Origin of the sequence: Guyparkeria sp. WRN-7 (assembly GCF_001641825.1) — a bacterium.
GTDB lineage: Bacteria > Pseudomonadota > Gammaproteobacteria > Halothiobacillales > Halothiobacillaceae > Guyparkeria.
Genome location: NZ_LRFH01000002.1, coordinates 179,718 through 206,637, shown reverse-complemented (window position 1 = coordinate 206,637; position 26,920 = coordinate 179,718). Strand labels below are relative to the sequence as shown.

At 67.4% G+C, this 26,920-nt stretch carries 22 protein-coding genes; 18 read left to right on the top strand and 4 right to left on the bottom strand.

Translation table 11 applies throughout. From position 1 onward, the window contains the following. Window positions 1–29: 29 nt before the first annotated feature. Entirely contained in the window at window positions 30–473 is a 444-nt protein-coding gene (locus AWR35_RS01115) for a DNA polymerase III subunit chi (protein WP_058574116.1), read from the bottom strand. Window positions 474–714: 241 nt separating this feature from the next. Here AWR35_RS01115 and AWR35_RS01110 point away from each other — a divergent pair, with 241 nt between their 5' ends. Beyond that, window positions 715–1,635, top strand: a complete 921-nt coding sequence (locus tag AWR35_RS01110; RefSeq protein ID WP_058574115.1) for a lysylphosphatidylglycerol synthase domain-containing protein — start codon at window positions 715–717, stop codon at window positions 1,633–1,635. Here AWR35_RS01110 and AWR35_RS01105 read toward each other — a convergent pair. Beyond that, window positions 1,613–5,191, bottom strand: coding sequence for a diguanylate cyclase (locus AWR35_RS01105; RefSeq protein WP_058574114.1), 3,579 nt, complete (start codon window positions 5,189–5,191; stop codon window positions 1,613–1,615). The two genes, AWR35_RS01110 and AWR35_RS01105, sit on opposite strands and share 23 nt — an antisense overlap. 341 nt (window positions 5,192–5,532) lie before the next feature. Between AWR35_RS01105 and AWR35_RS01100 the strand changes: the two genes are divergently transcribed. The 7 genes from AWR35_RS01100 to moeB all read left to right on the top strand — a co-directional run bounded on the left by AWR35_RS01100 (window position 5,533) and on the right by moeB (window position 12,242). Further along, window positions 5,533–6,576 (top strand): glycosyltransferase family 2 protein, encoded by a 1,044-nt coding sequence (locus AWR35_RS01100; RefSeq protein ID WP_058574113.1) that lies wholly within the window; start codon window positions 5,533–5,535, stop codon window positions 6,574–6,576. After that, complete coding sequence (locus AWR35_RS01095) at window positions 6,573–7,397, top strand: phosphatase PAP2 family protein (protein ID WP_058574112.1); 825 nt, start codon at window positions 6,573–6,575, stop codon at window positions 7,395–7,397. The genes AWR35_RS01100 and AWR35_RS01095 overlap by 4 nt, the downstream gene beginning before the upstream one ends. A gap of 48 nt (window positions 7,398–7,445) precedes the next feature. Beyond that, window positions 7,446–8,774, top strand: a complete 1,329-nt coding sequence (gene hemA, locus AWR35_RS01090) for a glutamyl-tRNA reductase (protein WP_082663821.1) — start codon at window positions 7,446–7,448, stop codon at window positions 8,772–8,774. Window positions 8,775–8,887: 113 nt separating this feature from the next. Further along, window positions 8,888–9,979, top strand: coding sequence for a peptide chain release factor 1 (prfA, locus tag AWR35_RS01085; protein WP_058574111.1), 1,092 nt, complete (start codon window positions 8,888–8,890; stop codon window positions 9,977–9,979). Continuing rightward, window positions 9,976–10,866: a peptide chain release factor N(5)-glutamine methyltransferase gene (gene prmC / locus AWR35_RS01080; RefSeq protein WP_156413888.1), complete on the top strand. Its 891-nt coding sequence runs from the start codon at window positions 9,976–9,978 to the stop codon at window positions 10,864–10,866. The genes prfA and prmC overlap by 4 nt, the downstream gene beginning before the upstream one ends. Window positions 10,867–10,966: 100 nt before the next feature. Then, a complete protein-coding gene (locus AWR35_RS01075) occupies window positions 10,967–11,383 on the top strand; it encodes a hypothetical protein (RefSeq protein ID WP_058574109.1) in 417 nt (138 codons plus the stop codon). A 97-nt stretch (window positions 11,384–11,480) separates the two neighbouring features. Continuing rightward, complete coding sequence (moeB, locus tag AWR35_RS01070; RefSeq protein WP_058574108.1) at window positions 11,481–12,242, top strand: molybdopterin-synthase adenylyltransferase MoeB; 762 nt, start codon at window positions 11,481–11,483, stop codon at window positions 12,240–12,242. A 7-nt stretch (window positions 12,243–12,249) separates the two neighbouring features. Here moeB and AWR35_RS01065 read toward each other — a convergent pair whose 3' ends face one another. Next, a complete protein-coding gene (locus AWR35_RS01065) occupies window positions 12,250–13,305 on the bottom strand; it encodes a quinone-dependent dihydroorotate dehydrogenase (RefSeq protein ID WP_058574107.1) in 1,056 nt (351 codons plus the stop codon). A 147-nt stretch (window positions 13,306–13,452) separates the two neighbouring features. On the opposite strand from AWR35_RS01065, the gene AWR35_RS01060 reads away from it, so the two are divergent. The 10 genes from AWR35_RS01060 to AWR35_RS01015 all read left to right on the top strand — a co-directional run bounded on the left by AWR35_RS01060 (window position 13,453) and on the right by AWR35_RS01015 (window position 25,052). Next, on the top strand, window positions 13,453–15,018 hold the full coding sequence (locus tag AWR35_RS01060; RefSeq protein WP_058574106.1) for a glycosyltransferase family 39 protein: 1,566 nt from the start codon (window positions 13,453–13,455) through the stop codon (window positions 15,016–15,018). Between the two features lie 130 nt (window positions 15,019–15,148). Beyond that, a complete protein-coding gene (locus AWR35_RS01055; protein ID WP_058574105.1) occupies window positions 15,149–15,640 on the top strand; it encodes a DsrE family protein in 492 nt (163 codons plus the stop codon). A 51-nt stretch (window positions 15,641–15,691) separates the two neighbouring features. After that, window positions 15,692–16,735 (top strand): dihydroorotase, encoded by a 1,044-nt coding sequence (pyrC, locus tag AWR35_RS01050; protein ID WP_058574104.1) that lies wholly within the window; start codon window positions 15,692–15,694, stop codon window positions 16,733–16,735. Continuing rightward, on the top strand, window positions 16,728–17,873 hold the full coding sequence (locus tag AWR35_RS01045; protein WP_058574103.1) for a tRNA pseudouridine(13) synthase TruD: 1,146 nt from the start codon (window positions 16,728–16,730) through the stop codon (window positions 17,871–17,873). The genes pyrC and AWR35_RS01045 overlap by 8 nt, the downstream gene beginning before the upstream one ends. 47 nt (window positions 17,874–17,920) lie before the next feature. After that, entirely contained in the window at window positions 17,921–18,400 is a 480-nt protein-coding gene (locus AWR35_RS01040) for a TspO/MBR family protein (protein WP_058574102.1), read from the top strand. Window positions 18,401–18,485: 85 nt separating this feature from the next. Beyond that, window positions 18,486–19,052: a ribosome biogenesis factor YjgA gene (gene yjgA / locus AWR35_RS01035; protein WP_058574101.1), complete on the top strand. Its 567-nt coding sequence runs from the start codon at window positions 18,486–18,488 to the stop codon at window positions 19,050–19,052. Then, entirely contained in the window at window positions 19,049–20,416 is a 1,368-nt protein-coding gene (locus tag AWR35_RS01030; protein WP_058574100.1) for a UDP-glucose/GDP-mannose dehydrogenase family protein, read from the top strand. The genes yjgA and AWR35_RS01030 overlap by 4 nt, the downstream gene beginning before the upstream one ends. Before the next feature lie 41 nt (window positions 20,417–20,457). Continuing rightward, window positions 20,458–21,147, top strand: coding sequence for a rhodanese-like domain-containing protein (locus AWR35_RS01025; RefSeq protein WP_197408093.1), 690 nt, complete (start codon window positions 20,458–20,460; stop codon window positions 21,145–21,147). A 285-nt stretch (window positions 21,148–21,432) separates the two neighbouring features. Beyond that, entirely contained in the window at window positions 21,433–22,392 is a 960-nt protein-coding gene (locus AWR35_RS01020; RefSeq protein WP_058574098.1) for an ABC transporter substrate-binding protein, read from the top strand. Further along, a complete protein-coding gene (locus AWR35_RS01015) occupies window positions 22,389–25,052 on the top strand; it encodes a PAS domain S-box protein (RefSeq protein ID WP_058574097.1) in 2,664 nt (887 codons plus the stop codon). Before AWR35_RS01020 ends, AWR35_RS01015 begins: the two co-directional genes overlap by 4 nt. An 84-nt stretch (window positions 25,053–25,136) precedes the next feature. Here the strand turns inward: AWR35_RS01015 and AWR35_RS01010 are convergent, their stop codons facing one another. Continuing rightward, on the bottom strand, window positions 25,137–26,855 hold the full coding sequence (locus tag AWR35_RS01010; protein WP_058574096.1) for a BCCT family transporter: 1,719 nt from the start codon (window positions 26,853–26,855) through the stop codon (window positions 25,137–25,139). Window positions 26,856–26,920: the final 65 nt, after the last annotated feature.

The window sequence follows — 26,920 nt, the reverse complement described above, 5'->3', positions numbered from 1 at the left end:
GCTTGTCGTCGGGTAGGGGGCGTCGGGCTTCAGGTCTCGGCCTGGCGGACCGACTCGATTCGTTGGTGGCTGATCGTGGCACCGGCGGCCTTGTGCTGTCGCCACCGTGCACGGGCTTCGTCGCGAGGCTGGTCGCCGGGCGGGACAACCTCGTCGATGCGTTCCCGTTCGTTCGCGCGGGGGATGGCCGCACCCGAGAGGTTGATCACGCGGGCAAAGCCGCCGGCCTCGGGGTCGCAACCGATGAAGATCGGCGCATGGGCCGCGTCTTCCGGGTCGGCGGTGTGCGGCACGAAGCGGTCGTCGCGGTATGACCAGAGATAGTCGTCGAAGCCCTCGACATGGGCGAGATTGGCGCAGACGACGTAGGTCGGCTGCTCGGCCTCGGCCTGCTCGGCGCAGAGCTCGGCGGCGAAGTACCAGAAGGCATCGTCGGCCGGGTCGTCGATCAGGTGGAATGCAATCTCGCTCATCGGGGTCTTCGGCGTGGTCGCTGTCGCTGGGTGTGTCGCGTCCGGTGAATCCTGAGGCGGCCGTGTCAGGCGCGGACCTGCGGCTCGGGCCGTCAATCGGTATGCTGCCTGTCGAAAACGGCCGGTAGCGGCCATGACACGGCCACGTCACGGAGCAAACGAGCATTATGCCCAAATACCCCATGCCGCCCAAGGCAGTGACGCCCGACAGCGAGCGATCCGCCATCGCGAGGGCGCGCCCATGACCGTTGTGCGCAGGCATGTCGGCGCGTTTCTCGGTTGGGCGGCCGTTCTGCTGCTCCTGGTCGGGGCGGTCGGCTGGATCGGACCGGAGCGATTGATCGCCCCATGGCAGACGATGGACCCCTTGGCGTTGCTGATCGCCCTGGGCCTGATGGTCGCGAGCTACCTGATCCGCACCCTGCGCATCACCCGCTATTTCTCGGCGACGTTACGTGGCCATTTCTGGTCGGCCTTCCGCCTGTCGAGCTGGCACAACCTGATGAACAACCTGCTGCCGATGCGCTCGGGCGAGGTGGCCTTCCCGGTGCTGATGCAACGCTACTACGGCCTGCCAATGGTGCAGAGCGTCCCGGTGCTGCTGTGGTTCCGATTGCTCGACCTGCAGGTGGTGCTGCTGATCGGTCTGGCCGCCGGCGGCCATCTGCTGGGCATCGGCACGGGGCTGCTGGTGTTTCTGACGCTGGGGTTGTTGATCACGCCGCTGGTCGCCTACGGGCTGCGCGGTCGGTTGCGCGACCGGTTGGCAGGGCGGGGAGGTCGGGTAGCCAGCACGCTCGTCTCGATGCTCGACAGCCTGCCGGACCGGCCGGCGCGGTTTGTCGGCACGCTGTTCTGGACCTGGGCCAACTGGCTGGTGAAGCTCGCCGCGCTGGGGTGGGTGCTTGCCACGCTGGCGCCGCTGACATTTGCCCAGGGGGTGCTCGGCGCGATCGGAGGTGACCTGACCACCGTGCTGCCGATCCATGCCCCCGGCGGATTCGGCACCTACGAGGCCGGCGTTGCCGTCTTTCTCGGACCGATGGTGGCCGAGGCACGGACGGTCTTGGCCGCCGCGGTCAATCTCCACCTGTTCGTTCTGGGTACCGCGATGCTCGCGGCGGTCGGGTCGTTGCTGATCAGGCGTCCTCGGCGACACTGACCGCGGCCCTGTCGCGAATCAGGCGGTCCAGTGCGTCGATGAAGCCCTGAAGCCGTGACTCGAACGCGTCGCCAGCAAGGCTGCCGTCGTGGAAATCCTGCAACAGCGAGAGGATGTCGGTCGCCAGCAGGCGGTGCCGGTCCAGGTGTTCCGTCGCCCACCACGCGGCGGCGGCCCTCAGTTCGTGGTGGCGGGCAGAGTGCTCCAGGTGCGCTCGTCCAAGCGCTCGCAACCCCCAGAGTGCGGCCATGGCCCCCAGTGCCGTTCGCGGTCGGTTCGGTTCGACGATGAAATCGAACCTGGCGATCCATTCGGCAAGCTGGGGCTGACGCATCGGTCGGGCGATCGCGAACCCCTGGCCGAGCTGACCGCCGAGCAGGGCGGTTGCCTCGATCAGGTCGGGCGTTTCCAGCCCCTCCACGACGGTGCGCAGTTCCAGGGCATGAGCCATCTGGATCATCGAGGCGATGAAGGTCAGCACTCGGGCCGGTTCGTGCTGCGCGGCGCGCACCATGCCCTGGTCGACCTTGACGGTGTTGAACGGCAGGCTGCGCAGGCGAAGCAGGTTGTTGTACCCCGAGCCCAGATCGTCCATCGCCAGGTTCACGCCCAGCTCGCCGATCCGCTGCATGGGTTGCGCCAGATCCCAGGGTTCGAGGCCCGTGTCACCCTGTTCGAGCAGTTCAAGCGTCACCCGGCCCGGGCTGATGCCGTGACGATCCAGTGCAGACCGGATGTGCCCAGGTGTGGCCGGGTCGATCAGGACGCTGACGGGCAGGTTGATCGCCACCGAGAGCCGGCGGCCGTCGCGCTGCTCGATCCGATGCAGGCAGTCGAGTGACTGATCCAGCCCCATCTCGAACAACCGCATGATCTGGCCGTCGTTCAGCCAGGGGATGAACATGTTGGGCAGGATTTCCTCGCCATCCGGCAGGTAGAGGCGTGCCAGCGCCTCCAGATGGCTCGGTCGGCCGGTTTGCACGTTGATCACCGGCTGGAAGATCATCTCCAGACCGCCGTCGTAGAAGGCCTGCCGCCAGCGGTCGTAGTCGCCCTTGGCGTAGAGCAGGGTCGATGGGGCACGGATCTGTCGCCAGGCCTGGCTGACCAGCGCCATCAGCCGGCTGGTGAAGCCCTGCGCCAGCGGAGTCGCGAACATCCCCGTGAGCCTGCCATGCAGACAGATCACCGCGATCGGCTGGTCGCGGTTGTCGAGAATCGGTACGGCGACCGAGGCGGCGATGTCGCGGGCCGCGGCCGCCTCGCGCCAGATTTCGCCGCCCGGGTCGTCGCGATAGTTGTTGATCGCGGCAATGCGCGCCTCTCGATAGGCGAGGGACACGGGGTGGCCGGATTGCGGACGCTTGAGGTCGAGCGAGGCCGCCTGGTCGCCCCCCTGCGGAGCGGTGAACAGGTCGGCCCCCTCGGTATAGGTGGCGACGAAGCGACCGTCGGGGTCCGGGGAAAGGATGCTGACGCCGATGACTCCCGGCAGGGCCGTGAGCGTATCGAGCAGGTGTTCATTGAACGCCGGCCAGTTGTGTTCTGTGCGCCGCCGCCGGTCGAGCTCGGCAAGGGCATTCTGGAATTCGTCGTCGACGGCCTGGCCCGCGTCGAGCTGGTACGACAGTTCGCGGCTGAGCCGCTCGGTGAATACGCGTTCGAGCCGGTTCTGGTGGCGCTGGTTGAGATGCGCCCGATTGAAGGTCTCGTTGAACTCGTGCATGTAGACCGTGATCGCACGCACCAAGTCGCTGGCGGACACGCCGGTCAGCGCGTGAATGTGGCCGATCTGGCGGGCGCGGTTCGCGTGGGTCTCCTCGGTGAGATCCGGGTCGAGCAGAAACGCGAGATGCCCTGCCTGTTGCGCCTTGACGTCCTGGAACTGCGCCGCGGTGAGTCGGTCGAGCACCTGCCGGATCGAGGCCCGCTGCGCGAGCTCCTCGTAGAAGCGTTCGATGAAATGGTGGGTGAGCCGGTCGACATCGGGCTGGATGCGTTCGAGAAGCGTGCGCGCCTGAGGACCATAGGGAGGAACCGCGACCGGCATTTCCGAGTTCGACTCGACGTGACCGGTATTGCGTTCCCATATGACCCAGTCGCTGGTACGGACGTTCTTGCTGTTCTTGGCGGCATAAAGAGCCGCGTCGGCGTTGCGGATCAATTGTTCCGGCGCGCTGTTGTCGATCGGATAGCGGGTCACGCCGATCGAGCCGTTGGCGTGGACCTCGATCCCGTCCTCGAGGTAGATCGGCTGGCGAATGGTCGCGCTCACGCGCTCGAGCACGCGGGCCAGACCGGCATCTCCGTCGATGTCCTCGAGAATCAGCAGGAACTCGTCGCCGCCGAGGCGCGCGGCGGTGTCGGTCTCCCGGATGGCGCTCTTGAGCCGGGAGGCCAGCGTCATGAGCATCTGGTCGCCGGCGGCATGGCCAAACCGGTCGTTGATCGGCTTGAAGTCGTCCAGGTCGAGCAGGGCAACGGCAAGCATCTGATCGTGACGGTCGGCGCGGCCGATCGCCTTGGGCAGTTCCGCGTCGATCGCGCGACGGTTCGCCAGGTTGGTCAGCGGATCGTGGTAGGCCAGATAGGTGTTGCGTTGTTGCTCCTCGGCGAGCCGGGCGCGCAGGTCGAGCTGGGCCAGGCTGCGGTTGACCAGCTCGCCCAGATGCACCAGCACGTCGGTAACCTGCTGGTCGAGGTCGGATTCGGCCGCGGCGATCACCACCAGGAAGGCCCAGAGGTGCTGCTCCCGGTAGAGCGGGATCAGCGCGCCCAGGGGTGGGGTATCGAACCACGAGAGGCGGGCGAAGGGTTCGCCGATCCGCTCGTCGAGGACGATCGGGTGTCCGGCGTCGGCCAGCGCGTGCGCCCGTCGGATGGCCGAGACAAGGATCGCCCGGGTGGTGGCGTCGGGGCGATTGATCAGCTCGCTGTCCCCGCCGGTGGCGATCGGGGTGATGCCGTGTTCCGCCGGCGCCACCCAGCCGCCCAGGAACAGCCCGGTTTCGACCAGCTGGGTGCAGACGACCTCCAGCATGCGCTGTTCGTCGTTGGCCAGGATCAGGGTGTCGATCTGGGCGAGCAACGACTGCATCAGCGCCTGGTCCCGCTCGAGGCGCTCGATGCGTTGGGTCTGGCGTTGTTCGATCTCGGCGGCATCGTCGCGCTTGCTCTCGAACACCTGCTGGACGAGCGCGCGCAGGGAATCGAGCGTCTCGGTCTCGGGCAGGGGGGCGTCGACCTCGATGGCCCAGTAGCCCGGGGTCTCCTCTCCGGATGTCAGCGCCTGCAGCAGGAGCCGGTCTTCGTGGTCCGGCTGGAAGTCGGCCGGGGCATCGGCCAGCGAGGCGTCGGGCAGGAGGCTGCGGTCGAACCCGGCGCTGGCGGCGACCAGTCGCCCGGCTTCACTGAGGAACACGGCGGTGCGGCCAAGGGCCGGGTGACAGGCTGCGATCGCCTCCAGCAGGTTGGCCAGCGCCTCGTCGCGAGGCAGGCGCGCGGCCAGCGAATCGGCCAGCGCCGACAGGCGTGATGTGGGGGAGGCGGCCGTCATCAGCGGGCCGCGCGGATGGGGGACATGACACGACATGGTCCGCGGCCGGCTTGCCGGTCACGGAGGGGCGCTGCACGCTGTGAATCAAACTGCCGTGAAGTCATGGTTCTCCGGTTCGTCGAGTCGCGACGAGCGGTCGGTTGGTTTGTCGGTCGGCCAACGGTCGGTCTGCCGGCCCACTCGGCGCATGGTTGCTACGACATCCACGGGACGGGCGGCTGGCGATCGGTGAGCCTCCTGCCGTACACTGCCCGCGTTTTTACGTGCGATCGTCGTGACGGACCCGTAGCCGGGTTGAGGCGGATCGCACGATCACGCATTCCCGAGGGGTGTCCCATCCGATGACGACCATGCTTTCCGCACCGCTATCGATCGTCGTGCCGATGTTCAACGAGCAGGAGAATGTCGCCCCGCTGGTCGATCGGGTCCACCAGGCACTCGCGCAGTATAACGGAGCCTGGGAGTTGCTGTTGGTCGATGACGGCTCCTCGGATGCGACGGTCGCCCAGGCCCGCCAGATGCGCGAGCGTTACGGCACCCACGTGCGCCCGATCCCGCTGACCCGCAATTTCGGTCAGACTGCCGCGATGCAGGCGGGCATCGATCTGGCGCGCGGCGAGGTCATCGTCACGATGGACGGAGACCTGCAGAACGATCCGATCGACATCCCGCGCATGGTCGACCGCCTGCTGCGCGAGGACCTGGACCTGGTGGCCGGCTGGCGGCGGGACCGCAAGGACAATCTCTGGATCCGCAAGGTGCCGTCTTGGCTGGCCAACCGGCTGATTCGACGCCTCACCGGGGTCAATCTGCACGACTACGGCTGCAGTCTCAAGGTGTTCCGCGGCGAGGTGATCAAGAGCGTGCGCCTCTACGGCGAGATGCACCGCTTCATTCCGGCCTGGCTGGCGACGCAGACCGCACCCAGCCGTATCGCCGAGGAGGTGGTCACGCATCACCCCCGTACCGCCGGCACGTCCAAGTACGGTCTGTCGCGCACATTCCGCGTGGTGATCGACCTGATCAGCGTCTACTTCTTCATGCGCTTCTCCGCCCGGCCGGCGCATTTCTTCGGCCTGCTGGGTACCGGGTTCGGTCTGCTAGGCGGGCTGGGCATGTTCTACCTGCTGATCGAGAAGCTGCTGGGCCACGACATCGGCGATCGGCCGTTGCTGCTGGTTTCGATACTGTTCGTGCTGATCGCCGTGCAGATCCTGACCACGGGCGTGCTCTCCGAGATGCTGTCGCGGACCTATTACGAATCACGCAACGTGCGCACCTACCACCTGCCGGTGCGCTTCGATGCCGAAGGCGAGCACGATGCCTTTCACGAGCCGGGCGCGACCGATGCGAACCCGGCTGAGACGCAGGAGCCAAGGGGATGACCGCTTCGGTCGAACAACGTCGCGACCCGGATCCGGCCAGCCAGCTGGTGCTGGCCTTCATCGTCACGGCCGCGGTGCTGCTGATCGCCGTGTTTGCGTGGCCGGGCGGACGGGAAGTCCTGTTCCACCAGTTCAACGCGCTGGGCGGCATCGAGACGACGGTGCCGTTCTGGGCGGGAGTCAACGCCCTGGCCGACACCTGGTTGGCGCTCGGGCTGTTGCTGCCGTTCGTACTCTGGCGCCCGCGACTGGCCATCCTGACCCTGTTCGCCGTGATCATCGCCACCGCCATCACTCATGGCCTCAAGCCGTCGCTGGACGTGCTCAGGCCACCGGCCGTGTTCGAGCCGGGGGGCTTCCACCTGATCGGCCATTCGATCTCGAGCGAGGCCTTCCCCTCCGGGCACACGGTCACCGCCTTTACGCTGGCCGGTCTGCTGATCTTCGGCCTGCGCCCGACGTGGCCGTGGGTCGTGGGCCTGCTGGCCGCGGCCTCCCTGATGGGCATCAGCCGGATGGTCGCCGGGGTCCACTGGCCGACCGACGTGCTGGCCGGCTCGATTATCGGGCTAGCTTCCGCCTGGGCGGCCGCCGGGCTGGCCGATCGATGGCCGGCGGCCCGGCGCGCACGCTGGCCGGTGCCGCTCGCCGTGGTCGTCTGCGCGATCTGCGCCCTGGGCGCACCGTGGGTGGACGTCGGCTATCCGCAAGGGATGTGGGCGAACTGGCTGGTGGCGCTGCTCGGCGTGCTGTCGCTGTTCGTCGCCACCTTCCGCTACTGGCCGGGCCGGGGGCGTCGTCTCGGCAACTGGTCCCGATGAGCGCATCGGGGATCGTCAAATCGGGGTGTCCGAGGCTATAATTCCGCCATGTCACTGATCGCCTTCGGGGTTAACCACAAGACCGCACCGGTGGACGTGCGCGAGCGAATCGCGTTCGGCCCCGATCGCGTGCAGGAAGCCCTCAAGGATCTCATCGACGACTGTGGGGCGCGCGAGGCGGCGATCGTCTCGACCTGCAACCGAACCGAGATCTACACCCATTCCGAGTGCGTGGTCGATGCGCTGGTCGAGTGGCTGGCGACCTCCCACCGGATGTCGCCCGACACCCTGCGCCCCTACATCTACTCGCATACCGACGAATCGGCGATCCGCCACCTGATGCGGGTGGCCTGCGGGCTCGACTCGATGGTGCTGGGCGAGCCGCAGATCCTCGGCCAGATCAAGGACGCCTTCACGCTCGCGCAGGACGCCAACGCCCTCGGGCCCATCCTCGGCCGGCTGTTCCAGAATACCTTCGCGGTGGCCAAGCAGGTGCGCACCGACACGCAGATCGGCGCCTCGCCGGTGTCGGTCGCCTTCGCGGCCGTCAGCCTGGCGCGGCAGATCTTCGGCTCGCTCGAGGAGAAGACCGCGCTGCTGATCGGCGCGGGCGAGACCATCGAGCTGTGCGCCCGTCACCTGCAATCGGCGGGCCTGTCGCGGGTGATCGTCGCCAACCGCTCGATCGAGCGGGCCCACATGCTCGCCGAGCAGTACCAGGGCACCGCGATCGGGCTGGGCGACATTCCCGCCCACCTGCACCGCGCCGACATCGTCATCTCCTCGACGGCCAGCTCCCTGCCGGTACTCGGCAAGGGGGCGGTCGAGCAGGCGATCCGCGAGCGCAAGCGCCGGCCGATCTTCATGGTCGACATCGCCGTGCCGCGCGACATCGAACCGCAGGTGGGCAAGCTCCAGGACGTCTACCTCTACACCGTCGACGACCTGAAGACCGTCATCGACGAGGGGCAGCGCAGCCGCCGCGAGGCGGCCGAGCAGGCCGAGGAGATCATCGACGTCCAGGTCGAGCACTTCCTGCAATGGGTCCAGCTGCAGACCGGCGCGGAGCTGATACGCAACTATCGCCAGCGGGCCGAGCAGATGCGCGACGAGACGCTGGCGCGGGCCCGCTCGATGATCGAGTCGGGTCGCGACCCGCAGCAGGCGCTCGACTATCTCGCCCGCACCCTGACCAATCGCCTGATCCACCAGCCCACGGTGGTCCTGCGTCAAGCCTGTGTCAGCGGCGATCTGGCGACCGTTCAGAGCGTCTCGCACGTGGTCGGGCTGGACGAGGACGCCCAGTCGCTCGCCCAGCGCGCGCTGCCGGTGGGGCAGTGGGGCGGTCGCTCGACCGACGACGACCGCGGATCCTAGCTGCCCGGCGCATAGCCACTTGCCCGCGCCCCTTCAGGGAGCCGCGGGCGCTCTCGCTGCACGTCGCCTGACGATCCTCCGTTCACCCTTCGCTTTCGACTACCTCGCCCCTTATGCATAAAGCCCTCGTCGCCCGTCTCGACAATCTGGTGGAACGTTTCGAGGAGGTCACCGCGCTGCTGGCAGACCCCGAGGTGATCGCTGACCAGGAGCGCTTCCAGCGCCTGTCGCGCGAGTTCGGCCGGCTCGAGGCGCTGGTCAAGAACGTCGATGCCTTCCGTTCCGTGGAGAGCGATCTCGACGAGGCCCGCTCCCTGGTGGAGAGTGGCGACCCGGAGATGGCCGAGATGGCGCGCGAGGAACTGGGTGAGCTCGAGGCGCGGCATGCCGAGCTCGACGCCGAGATCGAGCGTCAGTTGCTGCCCGAGGATCCCAACGACGAAGGCGACGTGTTCCTCGAAATCCGGGCCGGTGCCGGCGGCGACGAGGCGGCGATCTTCGCCGGCGACCTGTTCCGCATGTACGGCCGCTTCGCCGAGTCGCAGGGCTGGAAGGTCGAGGTGCTGTCCGCCTCCGAAGGCGAGCACGGCGGTTACCGCGAGCTGATCACGCGGGTGAGCGGCGCCGGCGTCTATTCGTGGCTCAAGTTCGAGTCGGGTGCCCACCGCGTCCAGCGGGTGCCGGTCACCGAGACCCAGGGGCGCATTCACACCTCGGCGGCCACCGTCGCGGTCATGCCGGTGATCCCGGCGGCCGATGCGCCCGAGATCAACACCAACGACCTGCGGGTGGATACCTTCCGGGCCTCCGGTGCCGGCGGCCAGCACGTCAACAAGACCGATTCGGCCATTCGCATCACCCACCTGCCGACCGGCACCGTGGTCGAATGCCAGGAGGAGCGCTCCCAGCACAAGAACCGTGCCCGCGCCATGGACCTGCTGGCGGCCAAGCTGGCCGACGAGGCCCGGCGGGAGCAGGCCGAGGCGACTGCCGCCAGCCGCAAGGCGCTGGTGGGCAGCGGTGATCGTTCCGACCGCATCCGCACCTACAACTTTCCCCAGGGTCGGGTGACGGACCACCGCATCAATCTCACCGTCCATCAGCTCGACAAGATCCTCGGCGGCGACCTCGAACAGGTGGTGGTCCCCCTGCGCCAGGCAGATCAGGCCGCGCAGCTCGAGGCCCTGGCACAGGAAAGCGCGTGACAGGGCCGACGGGCGTGACCGGTCAGTCGCTCGATGCTCTGCTGCGCCGTTGTGCCGATGCGATCGCCGCGGGCCGTGGTTGCGACCGGGCCGAGGCCGTGTTCGAGGCCCGCCTGCTGGCCGGTTTCGTCACCGGGCTTGATACCACGGCCCTGATGCTGGCCGGCGACCGGCCCGTGACCGTGGAGCAGAGTCAGGCACTCGAGCGACTCTGCCAGCGCCGCGCGGCGGGCGAGCCGGTGGCCTACCTGGTGGGCGAACGCGGTTTCTGGCGCCATCGTTTTCACGCCGCGCCGGGGGTGCTGATCCCGCGACCGGATACCGAAATCCTGGTGGAGTGGGCGCTCGACCGGATTCCCCCGACGGCATCACCCCGTGTGCTGGATCTCGGCACGGGCACCGGCGCGATCGGATTGTCGATCGCCGCCGAACGGCCCGAGGCGCAGGTGCATGTCGTCGACCGCAGCGGGGTGGCCATCCGGCTGGCGGCACGTAACCGCGCATTCCTGGCCGAGCAGGGTGCGCCGGTGACCGCGGGGCTGTGGCAGGGCGACTGGCTCGAGGCGATCGCGTCGCAATCGGTCGACCTGATCGTGAGCAATCCGCCCTATATCGCCGCCGACGATCCGCATCTGGTGCAGGGCGACCTGCGCCACGAACCGGCAGAGGCACTGGTCGCCGATGAGCAGGGGTTGGCCGACTATCGCCGCATTGTCGATCAGGCGGCTCGGGTGCTGCGCCCGGGCGGCTGGCTGCTACTGGAACACGGATTCGAGCAGGCCGAGGCGGTTGCCGGACTGCTTCGCGAGGCGGGATTCGAGGCGATCGAGACCCGCAGGGACGTCGCCGGTCACCCGCGCGTTACGGGTGGCAGACGTCGCGCCTGAGGTCGCCGTCATCGCGCGAAATCCTGCTTCTTGGTTCGCCTTGCCAACTGCGCTAGTCTTGACCGGTGACAGCCCGAACGGGGCGAACATAGGCGCCGGCATGGACGAGAAGCAACTGATCAAGATGCACGAAATCTGGTTTCGTGGCCCGCACCAGGAAGGTGAGCCGGCCCGGGCCGCGGAGCACTTTGCCCGCTGGTTGCCCGGGGTGATCGAGGCGCGGCGGCGCGGCCCGCTCTGTCTCGAGGTGGAGTACGACCTGGCCGCCATCTGCCTCAAGGCCATCCGTCAGGCGCTGCAAGCGGGCGGCTTTCACCTCGACGCCGCCCTGATGGAGAAGCTCAAGTGCGCGCTGGTCGACTACACCGAGCAGAACCAGCGCGAGGCACTCGGGATCGAGGGCTGCAACCTGCCATTGCAGAAGTATCGCGCCACCGGGGAGGCCGGGGTCATCCGCGATCGCCACGCCGACGAGAGTCCCGAACGACCGGACGATCCCTGGCGGCACTACCTCTGACCGCCGCGACTGACGCGATCGGTTGACCATGCCCGGCTCATGCCGGGCATTTGCGTTGGCGGTATCCGTAACCAAACGAATCAACCTCGACCAGACCATGAACGACGACCAACTGCTGCGCTACGGGCGCCACATCATGCTCGACGGCCTCGATTACGCGGGCCAGCAACGCCTGCTCGATGCACGGGTGCTGATCGTCGGTCTTGGCGGGCTGGGATCGCCGGTGGCGCTCTATCTCGCCGCAAGCGGGGTCGGCGAGCTCCATCTGGCGGATTTCGATCGGGTCGACCTTTCCAACCTGCAGCGCCAGGTGGTGCATGACCAGTCGCGCGTGGGAGAGAGCAAGGTCGAGTCGGCCGCCGCCCGTCTGCGCGAGGTCAACCCGGAGGTGCGATTGGTGCCGATCGAGGCGAAGCTTGCCGGCGAGCGGTTGGCCGACGCGGTCGCCGGCGTGGACCTGGTGGTCGACTGTTCGGACAATTTCGAGCTGCGTTTCGCGCTGAATGCCGCCTGTGCCGAGCGTCGCGTGCCGCTGGTTTCGGGCGCGGCGATCCAGTGGGCCGGTCAGGTGACCGTCTTCGATCATCGCGACGCGGACGCGCCTTGCTACCGCTGCCTGTATCGCGAGGAGGGTGGCGATGAGCTGCGTTGCGCCGAGACCGGCGTGCTCTCGCCGTTGGTGGGCATGATCGGCAGCCTGCAGGCCGCCGAGGCGATCAAGGTCCTGGCCGGTTCGGGCCGGTCGCTGGTCGGCCGCCTCGCCCTGTTCGACCTCAAGGATGCCGAGTGGCGCACGGTCAAGTACCGCCAGGACGCGGATTGCCCCGTCTGCGCCGGCCGCCGCGCGGCGGCCGGGTGACCCTCCCTCAGGCGTCCGATTCGGCCCCGAGCGCCGGCTCGCTCACCTCGGCGATTGCCCGGGCGACATCGCGGACCAGCTGCGGGCCGCGGTAGATCAGGCCGGTGTAGACCTGCACCAGATCGGCCCCGGCGCGGATCTTCTCCAGCGCGGCATCACCCGAGTCGATGCCGCCCACCCCGATGATCGGGAACCCTTCCGGCAGCTGCTCGCGCAGTGCGGCGATGACCTCGGTGGAGCGCTCGCGTACCGGCGGACCACTCAGACCGCCGGCCTCGTCGGCCTGCGGCAGGCCCGAGACCAGCGGTCGGCCGACGGTGGTGTTTGTCGCGATCACCGCATCGATGCCGTGCTCGACCAGCGCATCGGTCAGTGCCGGCAGCTCGTCGTCCTCGATGTCCGGGGCAATCTTGATCGCCAGCGGCACGTGCCGGTCGTGGTGTTCGGTGAGCCGGGCGCGTTCCTCGGCCAGCCCCGCGAGCAGGGCGGCGAACGCCTCGCCGCCCTGCAGGTTGCGCAGGTTGGCGGTGTTGGGCGACGAGATGTTGATGGTGACGTAGTCGGCCTCGGCGTACACGGCGGCAAGCCCGGCACGATAGTCATCGAGCGCGTCTTCGATCGGCGTGTCGAAGTTCTTGCCGATATTGATCCCCAGCGGCACGTCGCGCGGGGCGTCGGCGATATTCGCCAGGGCCGCCTCGATGCCGTCGTTGTTGAACCCCATGCGGTTGATCAGCGCCTCGGCCTGCGTCAGGCGAAACAGACGCGGCGCCGGGTTGCCCGGCTGTGGCCGCGGGGTCAGTGTTCCCACCTCGATAAAGCCGAACCCGAGGCAGGAAAGCCCGCGGATGTGGGCGGCATTCTTGTCCAGCCCGGCGGCGAGGCCGACGCGGTTGGGAAAGTCGAGCCCCATCAGGGTGATCGGGTCCTCGGCCACGCCACGACGCTGCATGCCGCACCACGGCGTGCGCGCGGCCAGGTCCACCAGGTTCAGGGTGACGCGGTGAGCCGTCTCGGGGTCGAGCCGGAACAGCAGGGGGCGGAGCAGGGGATAGAGGTCCATATGGGCATCACGTTCTGAAGGCAAAACGCCATTGTAGCGACTTCGGGGCGTGTGTTGCGGTCGATCCCGGTGCTGCGGTTGGTATACTGCCGCGCCATCGCCATTGTCCTCGCCCGCGAGGCCATTCGACCGTCACGAGACCGCCTCATGCTCGATTCCCGTCGATTTCACCTGATCGTCCTCTCCATCGCCGTGGCGATCGGCTACGTCTGGGGCATCGGCAGCCTGCCGCTGTTCGATCTCGACGAAGGGGCCTTCACCGGCGCGACCTGGGCGATGTTCGAGCGTGGCGATTTCCTCACGCCGTATCTCAACGACGAGCCGCGCTTCGCCAAGCCGGTGCTGATCTACTGGCTGCAGGCGCTCTCGGTGGGTCTGTTCGGCTTCACCGAGTGGGCCTTCCGGCTGCCGTCGGTGCTGGCCTCGGCGGCCTGGATCGGAATGATCTACGCCTTTGCCGACCGTCACCTCGGCGCGCGCCAGGCGTTTTTCGCCGCCCTGATCGCCGCCACCTCCCTGATGACCACCGTGGTGGGCAAGGCGGCGATCTCGGACGCGGTACTGCTATTCTTCCTCACCGGCGCGACCTTCGCCACCTTCAACCACTGGGTGACGGGCGAGCGCCGCTGGGTGCGCTGGGCGTATCTCGCCATGGGTCTGGGCTTTCTCACCAAGGGGCCGGTGGCGGTGGTCATCCCCGCGGCGGCGAGCTTCTTCTTCTATCTCGCCACCGCACGGGGACGTGACTGGTGGCGCGCGGTGCTCGACTGGCAGGGCATCCTGCTGTTCCTGGCGGTCGCGGTGCCGTGGTACGTGGCGGTCTGGATCGAGCACGGCCAGTACTTCATCGACGAGTTCTTCCTCAAGAACAACGTCGGCCGATTCGGCGAGGCGATGGAAGGCCACTCCGGCGGCTTCTGGTATTACCCGGTGGTCACGCTGGTCGCCCTGCTGCCGTTCACCGGCGCGGTGCTGGTCTCGCTGCGCTATCTGCGCGCCGACTGGCAGGGCGCCTACGGCCAGCCGGCCTCGATCCCGCTGGCGCTGAGGCGCTTCGGCTGGATCTGGTTCGGTCTGACCCTGCTGCTGTTCTCCTTCTCCGGCACCAAGCTGCCGCATTACCTCAACTACGGGCTGATGGGGCTGATGCTGGTGATGGCCTCGCACCTGCCGCAGGTGAAGCACCGCTGGCTGCACCTGTTGCCGCCGGCGGCCTTCCTGCTGTTCGTTCTTCTGCTGCCGTGGCTGGTGGAGATCAACTTCGACCAGATCAAGCCGGCCTACGTGCAGGACATGCTGGCCGAGCGCGACCGGTTCTTCGGCTCGTCCTGGTACCTGATCGTCGGTGGGGCGCTGGTCCTGGTGGCGGCGGCCGGCCTGTCCCGCAACTGGTCGCTGCCAAAGGTGATGATCCCGGTGGCGCTGTCGTTCTCGCTGGTGGTCAACGCGCTCGTCCTCAATGCCGTCGGTCAGATGCAGCAGGGACCGGTCAAGGAGGCCGGCCTGCTCGCACGGGATCTTTCCGGGCCGCTGGTGATGCGGGGGATGAACACGCCCAGTTTCGGCGTCTACGCCCGGCAGGTGGTGGAGCGCCGCGATGTCCGTCCGGGCGACCTGCTGCTGACCCGTGCCCAACGGGTCGAGGGCATGCCCGGAGAGGTGATCTACGCCAAGGGTGGGGTGGTGCTCATGCGGGTCGGCGAGGAGAAGTAACGGCGCCCGCGCCCGGGGCGATGAGCTACCATGATCAGCGGGGACCGAAGGATGGCCCGGTCATGCGTTGCGACGGAACGTTGAAAACCATTGACGAGCAGGCACGGCCTGCCGCGTTACGAGGTGAGGAATGCAGGATTTTCTCAAGAACCGACGTCGTTTCATGACGGCACTGGCGGGCGCCGGTGCGGCACTCGGTATCGGCCGCGCCCAGGCGCAGACCGGGGAGCAGGAGGAACTGTTCTTCCCCGGCGACGAGCCGGCGCATCACGTCATCTATCAGCTCAATCACGCCGACGTGGACTACCAGACCCACGTGCTCAACTCGATGAACGCCATGATCGGCAAGTACGGCGGCAACGTGAAGATCGCCGTGGCCTGCTTTGCCGGCGGCGTCCATCTGCTGGCCAAGGAGCCCAAGCGTGAAGTCGACCCCGAGATCTACGCCCGGGTCGAGGGTTTCGCCAAGAACTACGACGTCGAGTGGATCGCCTGCGGCAACACCATGAACACCGTCGGCTACGCCGAGGAAGACATGCGGGACTTCGCCCGCATCGAGCAGGTGGGTGCCGCGGCGCTGATGGAATACCAGGAAGACGGCTACGCCTACATCGCCTGGTAATCCCGTCTCTCGATATATCGTGTAACGAACTGAAAAAGGCAGTGTTTTCTTTTGGATGAGCTGATCATTCGCCAGCCCGACGACTGGCATCTTCATCTGCGCGACGGCGCGATCCTCGACGCCGTGGCCGGCTTCTCCGCGCGCCAGTGCGCCCGGGCGATCATCATGCCCAACCTGGTGCCGCCGGTGACCACGGTGGCCGAGGCGCATGCCTACCGCGACCGGGTACTGGCCGCCGTCGGGGCCGAGCACGACTTCCAGCCCCTGATGACGCTGTATCTCACCGACCAGACCACGGCCGCCGAGATCGAGCAGGCCGCGGCCGACCCGCACATCCATGCCGTCAAGCTGTACCCGGCAGGCGCGACCACCAACTCGGAGAACGGCGTCACCGACCCGCTCGCGATCGAGTCGGTGCTCGGCGCGCTGGAACGCACCGGCCTGCCGCTGCTGGTACACGGCGAGGTGGTCGACCCGGCGATCGACATCTTCGACCGCGAGGCGGTGTTCATCGAGCGGGTGCTCTCGCCGATGCTGGAGCGCTACCCGGATCTCAAGGTGGTGATGGAGCACATCACCACCGCCCAGGCGGCCGCCTTTGTCCGCTCGCAGGGCGAGCGTCTCGGCGCGACCATCACCGCGCACCACCTGATGTTCAACCGCAATGCCATGCTGGCCGGCGGCATCCGGCCGCACTACTACTGCCTGCCGATCCTCAAGCGCGAGAAGCATCGCGAGGCATTGCTCGAAGCGGCGGTCGATTCCTCCGGCAAGTTCTTCATGGGCACCGACAGTGCCCCGCACCCGAAAGGGGCCAAGGAATCCGCCTGCGGCTGTGCCGGCGCCTTCACCGCGCCGGTGGCCGTCGAGCTCTACGCGCAGGTATTCGACCAGCTGGGTGCCTTGGACCGGCTCGAGGCCTTCACCAGTCTCAACGGGCCGCGCTTCTACGGCCTGCCGGTCAACGAGCGCCGCCTCAAGCTCGAGCGCCGTGCCCAGACCGTCCCGGCCCCGGTGAAGGTCGGCGGCGACACGGTCGTGCCGTTCTTGAGCGGCGAGTCGATCGACTGGACCGCGACCCTCCTGGATGAATGACGCCGAGCAGCCCCCGCGCGTGCCGGCACCGCGTGACTGGCTCGGGGCGCCGGACACCACGCGGCCGCGTGTCTGTGGCCAGCCCGAGTGGCGAGCCGGCCTGAAGGCGACGCCCGAGTCCTTCCGCGTCGACGAGCTGCTCGGCTTCGAGCCGACCGGTGCCGGCAATCACTGGCTGGTGCGGCTGGAAAAGCGCGACATGACCACCGGCGCGCTGGTCGACTGGGCGGGCAAGGCGACCGGGACGCGCAGTCGCGACATCGGCTTCTCCGGTCTGAAGGACCGCCATGCCGTCACCACCCAGTGGTTGAGCTTCCCGCACGAAACCTTTGATCCACAAGCCTTTCAGGCGCAATGCGCCGAGGCCGGGATCGGCGTGCTCGCGCTGGATCGTCACGACCGCAAGCTGCGTCGCGGCACCCATCGCGCCAACCGCTTCCGGCTGACCCTGAGCGATGTGGCGGCGATCGATGGCCGCGGTGACGAGCTGTCGACCTACCTCGATCACCGCCGGGCGGTGCTTGCCGAACACGGCATGGCCAACTACTTCGGTACGCAGCGCTACGGGCGGGGGTATTCGAACCTGCGCGGGCTGGTCGAGTGGGGCACCGGCCAGCGCACGGGCAAGCCCAAGCGCTCGGTGCGCAACTGGCTGATCTCGACCCTGCGCAGTGCGGTATTCGATCACGTCCTCGCGACACGTCTGGATGCCGACGAGCTCGACCGGGTCCTGCCGGGCGATCTGCTTCAGCTGGCCGGCTCGCGCAGTCGTTTCCTGGCCGAATCCGACGAGCTCGATGCGCTCCAGCAGCGGTTGGCCGAGGGCGACGTGACGCCCACCGGTCCACTGTGGGGCGAGCAGGGCAGCCAGGCGGCCGACGGTGTGGCCGAGACCGAAACGGCCCTGGTCGGGGCCATGATCGAGCGGCTTGGCGGGCAGACGTGGATCGAGTGGTTCGCCAACTGGCGGGTGGCATCCGACCGCCGTCCGCTGGCCGTGCGCGTCGACGACCTCGACTACCGCATCGACGAGAGCACCGTGGCGCTCGAGTTCTCGCTGCCGCCCGGCAGCTACGCCACCGAACTGGTGGCCGAACTGTTCGCCCCGATCGAGGCAGATCAGGCGCAAGACGACTAGTCTTCCTGCTGTCGTGCACAGGAACCGGCACAGGAAGGGGAGTCCGCATGCTCGAATCCGTAGTCGCTCTGATGGCCTCCATCGGCCTGGTCGCCCTGACCGCGCTGACGGGCGGGGTGTTCCGCCCCGACGACTGGTACCGGGCGCTGCGCAAACCCGTCTGGACCCCGCCGGATCGCGTCTTTCCGGTTGCCTGGGCACTGCTCTACCTGCTGATGGCGGTGGCCGCGTGGCGGGTCTACATGAGCGAGCCGTCGTCGGCCCGCGACGCCGGCCTGGTCCTCTATCTGATCCACCTGCTGTTCAACGCCGTCTGGTCGTACCTGTTCTTCGGCCGTCGGCGCATGGTCGCCGCCCTGGTCGACATCCTGCTGCTGTGGATGCTTCTCTCCCTGGTGATCCTGCTGTTCTGGCAGGTGAGTACGCTCGCCGCGCTCCTGCTGGTCCCCTACTGGTTCTGGATCGCCTTCGCCGCTCTGCTCAATGCCCGTCTCTGGCGCCTGAATCCGGTCGCGTCATCAAGCTGACACGCGTGCCCGGCAGGCTGCGATCGTCGTCGGCGCGGCGAATTGGGTAGAATCGAGGCCTTTTCCGCCCAAGCCGAGTGCCGCCATGTCTGATCCGAATCTGCCGAACGACCCCGCGGACGAACACGACGAGGAGTACTGGGGGCCGAGCAAGTCCCAGGTAAAGCGCGAGGCGCATGCCGCCCAGCGCATCGGCGAGAGTCTCGCCGAACTGGATGCCGAGTCGCTCGACCAGCTGCCGATCACCGACCGGCTGCGCGAGGCGATCGAGGATCTGCAGCGGATCCGCTCGCGCGGGGCGGGCAAGCGCCAGCGCCAGTACGTCGGCAAGCTGATGCGCGAAGAGGACGTCGAGGCCATCGAGGCCGGTTTGCGGCGTCTCGACCCGAACTCGCCGGAGAATCAGCGCCTGCAGATGCAGGCCGAGGCGTGGCGGGACGCATTGATCGACGAGAACGACGCCATCACGCGCTTTATCGACGACTTTCCGGGCGTGGACGTCCAGCAGTTGCGCCAGCTGCAGCGCAACGCGCGGGCCGAGGCCAAGCGCGAGGAATACGGCAAGGCGACGCGCGCGCTGTTCCAGGCCGTGCGTGCCGAGATCGAGGCGGCGGGCGACCGACAATCATCCGAAGGAACCGAGAGCGAATGAAGGTAGCGATCTTTGGCACCGGCTACGTGGGACTGGTAACCGGTGCCTGCCTGGCCGAGGTGGGACACGAGGTCATGTGCGTGGACGTCGATCCGCACAAGATCGCGCGCCTGAACGACGGCGTGATCCCGATCTACGAGCCCGGCCTCGAGCCGATCGTGCGCGAGAACCACGCCCAGGGGCGGCTGCATTTCAGCACCGATGCCGCCGAGGGCGTCGCCTTCGGCGAGTTGCAGTTCATTGCCGTGGGCACGCCACCGGACGAGGACGGCTCGGCCGACCTGCAGTACGTGCGTGCCGTGGCGGCCACCATCGCCGAGCACATGGACGCGCCCAAGATCATCATCGACAAGTCGACCGTGCCGGTGGGCACGGGCGACCAGGTGCGCGAGGTGGTGGCCGAGACCCTGGCGCGTCGCGGCGCGGAGCTGGCGTTCGACGTGGTCTCCAACCCCGAATTCCTCAAGGAAGGGGCGGCGGTCAACGACTTCATGAAGCCCGACCGCATCATCATCGGCACCAGCGACCCGCATAGCGAGCAGGTGATGCGCGAGCTCTACGCGCCGTTCAACCGCAACCACGATCGCGTGATCGTGATGGACCTGCGCTCGGCCGAGCTGACCAAGTACGCCGCCAACGCGATGCTGGCGACCAAGATCAGCTTCATGAACGAGCTGGCCAACATGGCCGAACGGCTGGGGGCGGACATCGAGCAGGTGCGCCTCGGGATCGGTTCCGACCCGCGCATCGGCTATCACTTCATCTACCCCGGTTGCGGCTACGGCGGCTCCTGCTTTCCCAAGGACGTGCAGGCCCTGTCGCGCATCGCCCACGCCGTCGACCACGAGCCGCTGCTGCTGGATGCCGTCGAGGCGGTCAATCGCCGGCAGAAGAGCCGCCTGGTCGAGTTGGTGATCCAGCATTACGGCGGGCGGGACAAGCTTGCCGGCAAGACCTTTGCCCTGTGGGGGCTGGCCTTCAAGCCCAATACCGACGACATGCGCGAGGCCCCCTCGCGCGTGCTGATGGAGGCACTCTGGGCCGCCGGTGCCAGGGTGCAGGCCTTCGATCCCGAGGCGATGGAGGAAACCCAGCGGATCTACGGCCAGCGTGACGACCTGGCGCTGGTCGGCACGCGCGATGCGGCGCTGAAGGGTGCCGATGCGCTGATCGTCTGTACCGAGTGGAAGGCCTTCCGCGCCCCGGACTTCGAGCTGATGCGCGCCTCGCTCACCGATCCGGTGATCTTCGACGGCCGCAACCTCTACGACCCGGCGCGTCTGGCCGAGACCGGCTGGCACTACTACGGCATCGGTCGTGGCAAGACGGTCCGCCATCCGGCCGCCCTGAACGCGAGGGGCTGACCGACTAGACTCCCGGTAGGCTTCACTAACGGGAGACGGCCATGAATACAGCAACCTGGATGTGCCACCCGGCGTCTCGGTGGTTGACCGCTCTGACGCTGGGCGGTGCCCTGCTTGGCGCGGCGACCCTCGCTGCGGCCGAGGAGATGAAGGTCAAGGTCACGCGGGATATCGGCTCGGTCACCGTCGAGCACAACGGCCAGCCGGTCGAGATCAAGCGCAGTCAGGACCCTGACAATCGCATCGACGAGGACTACACCAAGACCAGCCGCGAGTGCCCGCCGTTCTGCGTCCAGCCGATCCAGCTGTTGCCCGGCGTGCATACCATCGGCGAGATCGAGCTGCTCAAGATGCTCGAGGCGCGCGCGAACGGCGAGGACGAGTTCCTGCTGATCGACTCGCGCACCCCGGACTGGTTCAACAAGGGCACCATCCCCAGCGCCATCAACATCCCCTGGACCCGGCTCTACCCGGGGTCGTCGAGCTACGATCCGTTCGTGGCCGAGGCGCTGCTGCTCGACGAGTTCGGCGTGAAGAAGGACGACGGTCTGTTCGACTTCCGCCAGGCGAAGAAGCTGGTGCTGTTCTGCAACGGCCCCTGGTGCGGCCAGTCGCCCACCAACATCAAGGCACTGGTGTCCTATGGCTACCCGGCCGACAAGATCTACTGGTACCGCGGCGGGATGCAGCTGTGGCACGTGATGGGCCTGACCACGGTCGACCCGTCTTAGCCCCGCCACGGTCCCACATCGTGCAGCTCGAAGACCGGCCCGGGAGGCCGGTCTTTTTTGTGTCGGTGGCACGGACCGGCACGCATTCGGCGAATCGCATTAATATCAGCGTCCGCTTGTGGTGTTGGCGCCGGTTTTTGGATAGCGTTGACGCAAGCGCCATGAACGCTCCGAGCCGCAGCGGAATGCCTTTTGCTAGAGACGGGCTCGGGTGGCCGGGAGCTGCCGGCGGCCGCTCAATCGCAGGGCCTTCACCGCGAAAGCCAGGGATATCGCACAAAACGTATGCAACGACGCACCTTTTTGATCACCATGCCGGTCGCCGTTGCCTCGCTCATCAGTGGCTGTCGCGCCCACGCTCAGCGGATTCGTATCGCCTACCTCCCGTGGATCGGTTACGAGACGCTGATGCTCGCGGAGCAGTTCCACTGGTTGCCACAAACCGTCTCGCTGGCACGCCTGGGATCGGCCAGTCTGTCGCTGGCCGCCTTGCGCCGCGGCGAGGTCGATGCCGCGGCCCTGACACTCGACGAGGTCATGCGGGCGCGGCTCGGCGGCATGGATCTGGTGGTGGTGATGGTGTTCGACGTCTCCGCCGGGGCGGACGTGCTGCTGGTCGACGAGGAGATCGAGTCGCTCGGGGACCTGGCCGGCAAGCGCATCGGCGTGGAGCTGGGCGGGGTGGGCGAGATGCTGCTCGACCGGGTGCTGGCTCGGGCCGGGCTCGACTGGGGTGAGATCACGATCGTCGACCGATCCGCCGACCAGCAGCTGCATTCCTGGCGTGACGGCGAGCTGGACGCGGTCGTCAGCTACGAGCCGGTCGCCTCCCGTCTGCGCGCCGCCGGCGCCCGCTATCATCTGGACAGTCGCGACTTCCCCGACCTGATCTTCGACGTGCTGGCCGTGCGTCGCGAGCGCCTCGATGATGTCGGCGGCGTCCTGACCGAGGTGATCGATGCGCACTTTCGCGGCCTTCATCACCTGCGCAGCAATCGGCAGGACGCCATCTACCGGATTGCCGATGCCCAGCGCATCGACGAGCAGGCGGTCACCCGCGCGATCGCCGGGATACTCCTACCCGATCTGGAGGCCAACCGCCGCTATCTCTCCGAGGAATCCCGCCTGATCGATGCCATCCGTACCCACTACCCGCACATGACCAACGGTGGCGAGCGGCCCTCGCCGAGCGAGGTCGAAAGCTGGGTGACACCCGACTACCTGCCGACGGAGTCGAGCGCATGAGGTGGGGCCGAGCGACGGCCGCGTTCGTGCTCGCCCTATTGTCTTGGGTCGGCTCGGCCCAGGCGGCCCTGACGGAGAACGAGGTCACCGTGGGGGTGTTCGGCATGCGCCCGACCCCGATCATGGAGCAGCGTTTTCAGCCGCTGGTCGACTACCTCAACGACTCGGTCGAGGGGGTACGCTTTCGCCTGGCGGTCCTGCCTCCGGACGAGCTCGACCTGGCGATCCGGCGTAACCAGGTCGACCTGCTGCTGACCAATCCGACCCACTACATCATGGTCCGCTCGGAGAACACGCTTTCCGGCGTGCTCTCCACGCTGGTCGCCCGCCACGACGGCACCATCACGCGCAGCCTGGGCGGGGTGATCGTCACGCGGCAGGATCGCGACGACATCGAGACGTTCGAGGATCTGGTCGGCACGACCATCGCCGCGCCCGGAACGCGCTTTCTGGGCGGTTATCGTGCGCCGCTGTACGAGGTATTCGATTCCGGCATCGACCTGCGCGAGGAGGCGAATTTCGATTTCGTCGGCACCCATGATGCCGTGATCGAGGCGGTGCTCAACGGCAGAGCCGATGTGGGCTTCATCCGTACCGGGGTGCTGGAAAGCCTGCGCAAGCTCGGCGCCCGGCATATCGAGCAGCTGCGCGTGGTCCATCCACAGTCGATGGGCAGTTACCCATTCCAGGTATCCACGCGGCTTTACCCGGAGTGGCCCATGGTGACCATGCAGCACATGGGGGCGGACCTGGAGCGACGCATCGGGGCGGCGCTGTTCTCGCTCGACCCAGGCGACCCGGCGGCAATGCTCTCCGGCATCGCCGGGTTCGGCCCGCCCGGCGACTACGCACCGGTCGAGGAGATGACTCGCCGCCTGGGCCTGCCGCCGTTCGACGCCCGGCCCGAGATCACCATCGCCGACATCTGGCAGCAGCACCGCGTGCTTGCCATCGTCTCCGGTGTGTTCATCCTTGTGGTGGCCGCCCTGTCCGTGGCGCTGCTGCTGCGAAACGTCGCGTTGCGTCGCAGCGAAGAACGGTTTCGATGCTTCTTCGAGGACAACGCCTCGGTCATGCTCCTGATCGATACCGACACGGACCTGATCGTGGACGCCAACGAGGCGGCCGCCACGTACTACGGCTGGCCGCGAGAGGAACTCAAGGGGCGTCCCGTCAGGGACCTGTGGGCGAGCCACTGCCGTCACTACGACGCAATCTTCCATGACAAACGCCGGAAGGCGGGCTGCCATCTGCACACCCACCGTCTGCGCGACGGCGAGTTGCGTCGGGTGGAAGTGCACGTCACGCCGCTCGAGGATCCGCACGACGGCGAGCGGATGTTCGTGATCGTTCACGACATTACCGAGCGTGACCGGGCCGAAAAGGCCCTCAACAACGAACGGGAGCGCCTGAACAACGTCATCGAGGGCACCAACGTCGGCACCTGGGAGTGGAACATCCAGACCGGCGAGACGGTGTTCAACGAGCGCTGGGCGGAGATGATCGGCTACCAGCTGGCCGACCTGCAGCCCACCACCATCGAGACCTGGATGGCGTTCGCCCACCCCGAGGATCTCGAGAAATCCGAGCAAGTCCTGCAGGCATGCTTCCGTCAGGAGCGGGACTACTACGAGGTCGAGGCGCGCATGCGCCACCGCGACGGCCACTGGATCTGGGTACTCGATCGCGGCCGCGTGCTCGAGTGGACCGACGACGGCGAGCCGCTGCGCATGTGGGGCACGCACCAGGACATCACCGCGCGCAAGCAGATGGAGCAGGAACTGCAGCTGGCCGCGTCGGTGTTCGTTCACGCCCGCGAGGCGATCCTGATCACGGATCTCGAGGCGCGCATCGTCGACGTCAATGCCGCCTTCACCGAGATGACCGGCTGGCGACGCGACGAGGTGATCGGCCACACGCCCAAGTTCCTGCAGTCCGGCCGTCAGGACAATCGCTTCTACCAGCAGATGCGCGACCGCCTGCGCACGGTCGGCTACTGGTCCGGCGAGCTGTGGAACCGGCACAAGAACGGCGAGCTGTTCGCCGAGCGCCTGACGGTCAGTCTGGTGCGCGATGCCGGCGGTCAGCCGCGCAACTACATCGCGCTGGCCACCGATATCACCGACATCAAGACCTACCAGAGCGAACTCGAGCACCGCGCCAGCCACGATCCGCTGACCGGTCTGCCCAACCGGGTGCTGATGGCCGACCGTCTGCGCCAGGAGATGGCGCGGGTGCGCCGCCGGGGCGGCATGCTGGCCGTGGCGTTCCTCGATCTCGACGGCTTCAAGGGCGTCAACGACCAGTACGGCCACGACATGGGCGACAAGCTGCTGATCGAGATGGCGCGGGACCTGAGCGAACAGCTGCGCGAGACCGACACGCTCGCGCGCATCTCCGGCGACGAGTTCCTGGTGCTGCTCGGCGGGGTGTCCCACGAGCGCGATGCCCGGCCGATCATCGACCGGCTGGTCGAGACCGCCGCCGAGGAGCGCATCATCGAGGGCAAGCCGATCCAGGTCACCGCGAGCATCGGTTACACCTTCTACCCGCAGGCCAACCGGATCGACGACGAGACGCTGATCAAGCAGGCCGACTCGGCCATGTACGAGGCCAAGCAGGGTGGGCGCAACCGGGCCTGCCGTTTCCATCGCTCCTGACGGGGCGCGACCGGCTCGCGCCATCCGCCACCGGGCCGGCTAACGGAAACGGCTCTCCGGCCCATCGGCCGGGCCTTCTGGCGGTCATTGGCCGGTGGGCTTTTCTTCGCCCTCGGGCACCTGAACCTGCTGGCCGACCCGGCTGAGGTGTGGGGCGTCCGGCCCGAGCTCCGAGTCCGGGGCGGAGGGGTGGACCTCTTCGGCCGCCTCCCGCTCGGCCTCGCGCTCCGATTCCCGCAGCAGCATGTTCTCGATGCGCTGGCGGATCAGTCGTTCCTTCTCTTCGCGCTGCCAGAATTCCTGGGTCAGGTCCCGGTGCAGGGCGAAGGCCATCAGGATCATCAGGATCATGAAGGGGAAGGCGGCGATGATCGACACCGTCCGCAGGCCCTCCAGACCGCCGGAGAGCAGTAGCACCACCGCCATGGCCAGCTGCAGGAAACCCCACAGCACGCGCACGAAGCGTGTCGGGTTGAGCACGCCCTTGGAGGTGAACATGCCCAGCACGAAGGTCGCCGAGTCGGCGGAGGTGACCACGAAGATGCTGATCAGGGCCAGTGCCGCCATGCCCGCATACATGCCCCAGGGGAGTTGGTCGAGCAGGGTGTAGAGCCCGGCAGGCACCTCCTGGGCGACGGCATCGGCAATCCCCACCCCCTCGTTGAGCTCGAGGAAGATCGCGCTGCCGCCGAAGGTGGAGAACCACAGGAATGACAGGCCCACCGGCACGATCATCACGCCCAGCACGAACTCGCGGATGGTCCGCCCGCGCGAGATCCGCGCGATGAACGACCCGACGAACGGCGCCCAGGACAGCCCCCAGGCCCAGTAGAACATGGTCCACTGCTGCACCCAGTGCTCGCTGGAGTAGGGCGTGGTCACCAGGCTCATCTGCATGATGTTGCCCAGGTACTCGCCCACCGTCTGGGTGAATTCCTGGAAGATGAACGAGGTCGGGCCCAGCAGCAGGACGTAGAGGAACAGGCCGACCGCCACGATCATGTTGATATTGGAGAGAAAGCGGATGCCGTGGCTCAGCGGCGTCATCGCCGAGATCGTGAACAGCACGGCGAGGCCGGCGATGATCATCAGCTGGGCATTGGTGCCGTAATCGATGCCCTCGAACTGGGCGAGACCGCTGTTGATCTGCAGGGCGCCCAGGCCAAGCGTGGTGGCGACGCCGAAGATGGTCGAGACCACCGCGAGCGTATCGATCAGCTTGCCGCTGAAACCCTCGACGTGCCGGCCGAACAGCGGGCGGAAGGTCTCGGAGATCAGGCCGCGGGCGTTGTGGCGAAAGCGGATATAGGCCAGCGCCAGGCCCACCAGGGCGAAGTTGGCCCACTGGTGCAGGCCCCAGTGGAAGAACGAATAGCGCATGCCGATCTGCGCGGCCTCGGCCGAGCGGGGCTCGCTCAGGCCCATCGGCGGCTCGTTGAAGTGCATCACCGGCTCGGCCACGCCCCAGAAGACCAGACCCACGCCCATGCCACCGGAGAAGATCATGGCAAGCCAGCTGTTGAAGCTGAACTCCGGCGGCTCATCCGGCGGGCCGAGGCGCACGTTGCCGAACTTCGACAGCCCAAGGAACAGGACGAACAGCAAGAAGCCCGTGGTCGCCAGCAGGTACATCCAGCCCATCTTGTTGGCCGTGAAGTCGAGCACCTGCTGGGCGACCCGTTCGACGTCGTCCGGGTACATGGCGGCGAGCGTGACGAAGCCGCCGATGATCAGCACGGAGAGGTAGAACACCGTGCCGACGTCACCGAACAGTCGACCCAGGAAGAGCGAAACCTTGTTCATGGGCTGCGAACCGCTGTGCGAGTGGGCGTTGGATGACTCCCCGCCACTCTAGCCGATTCGGGTCG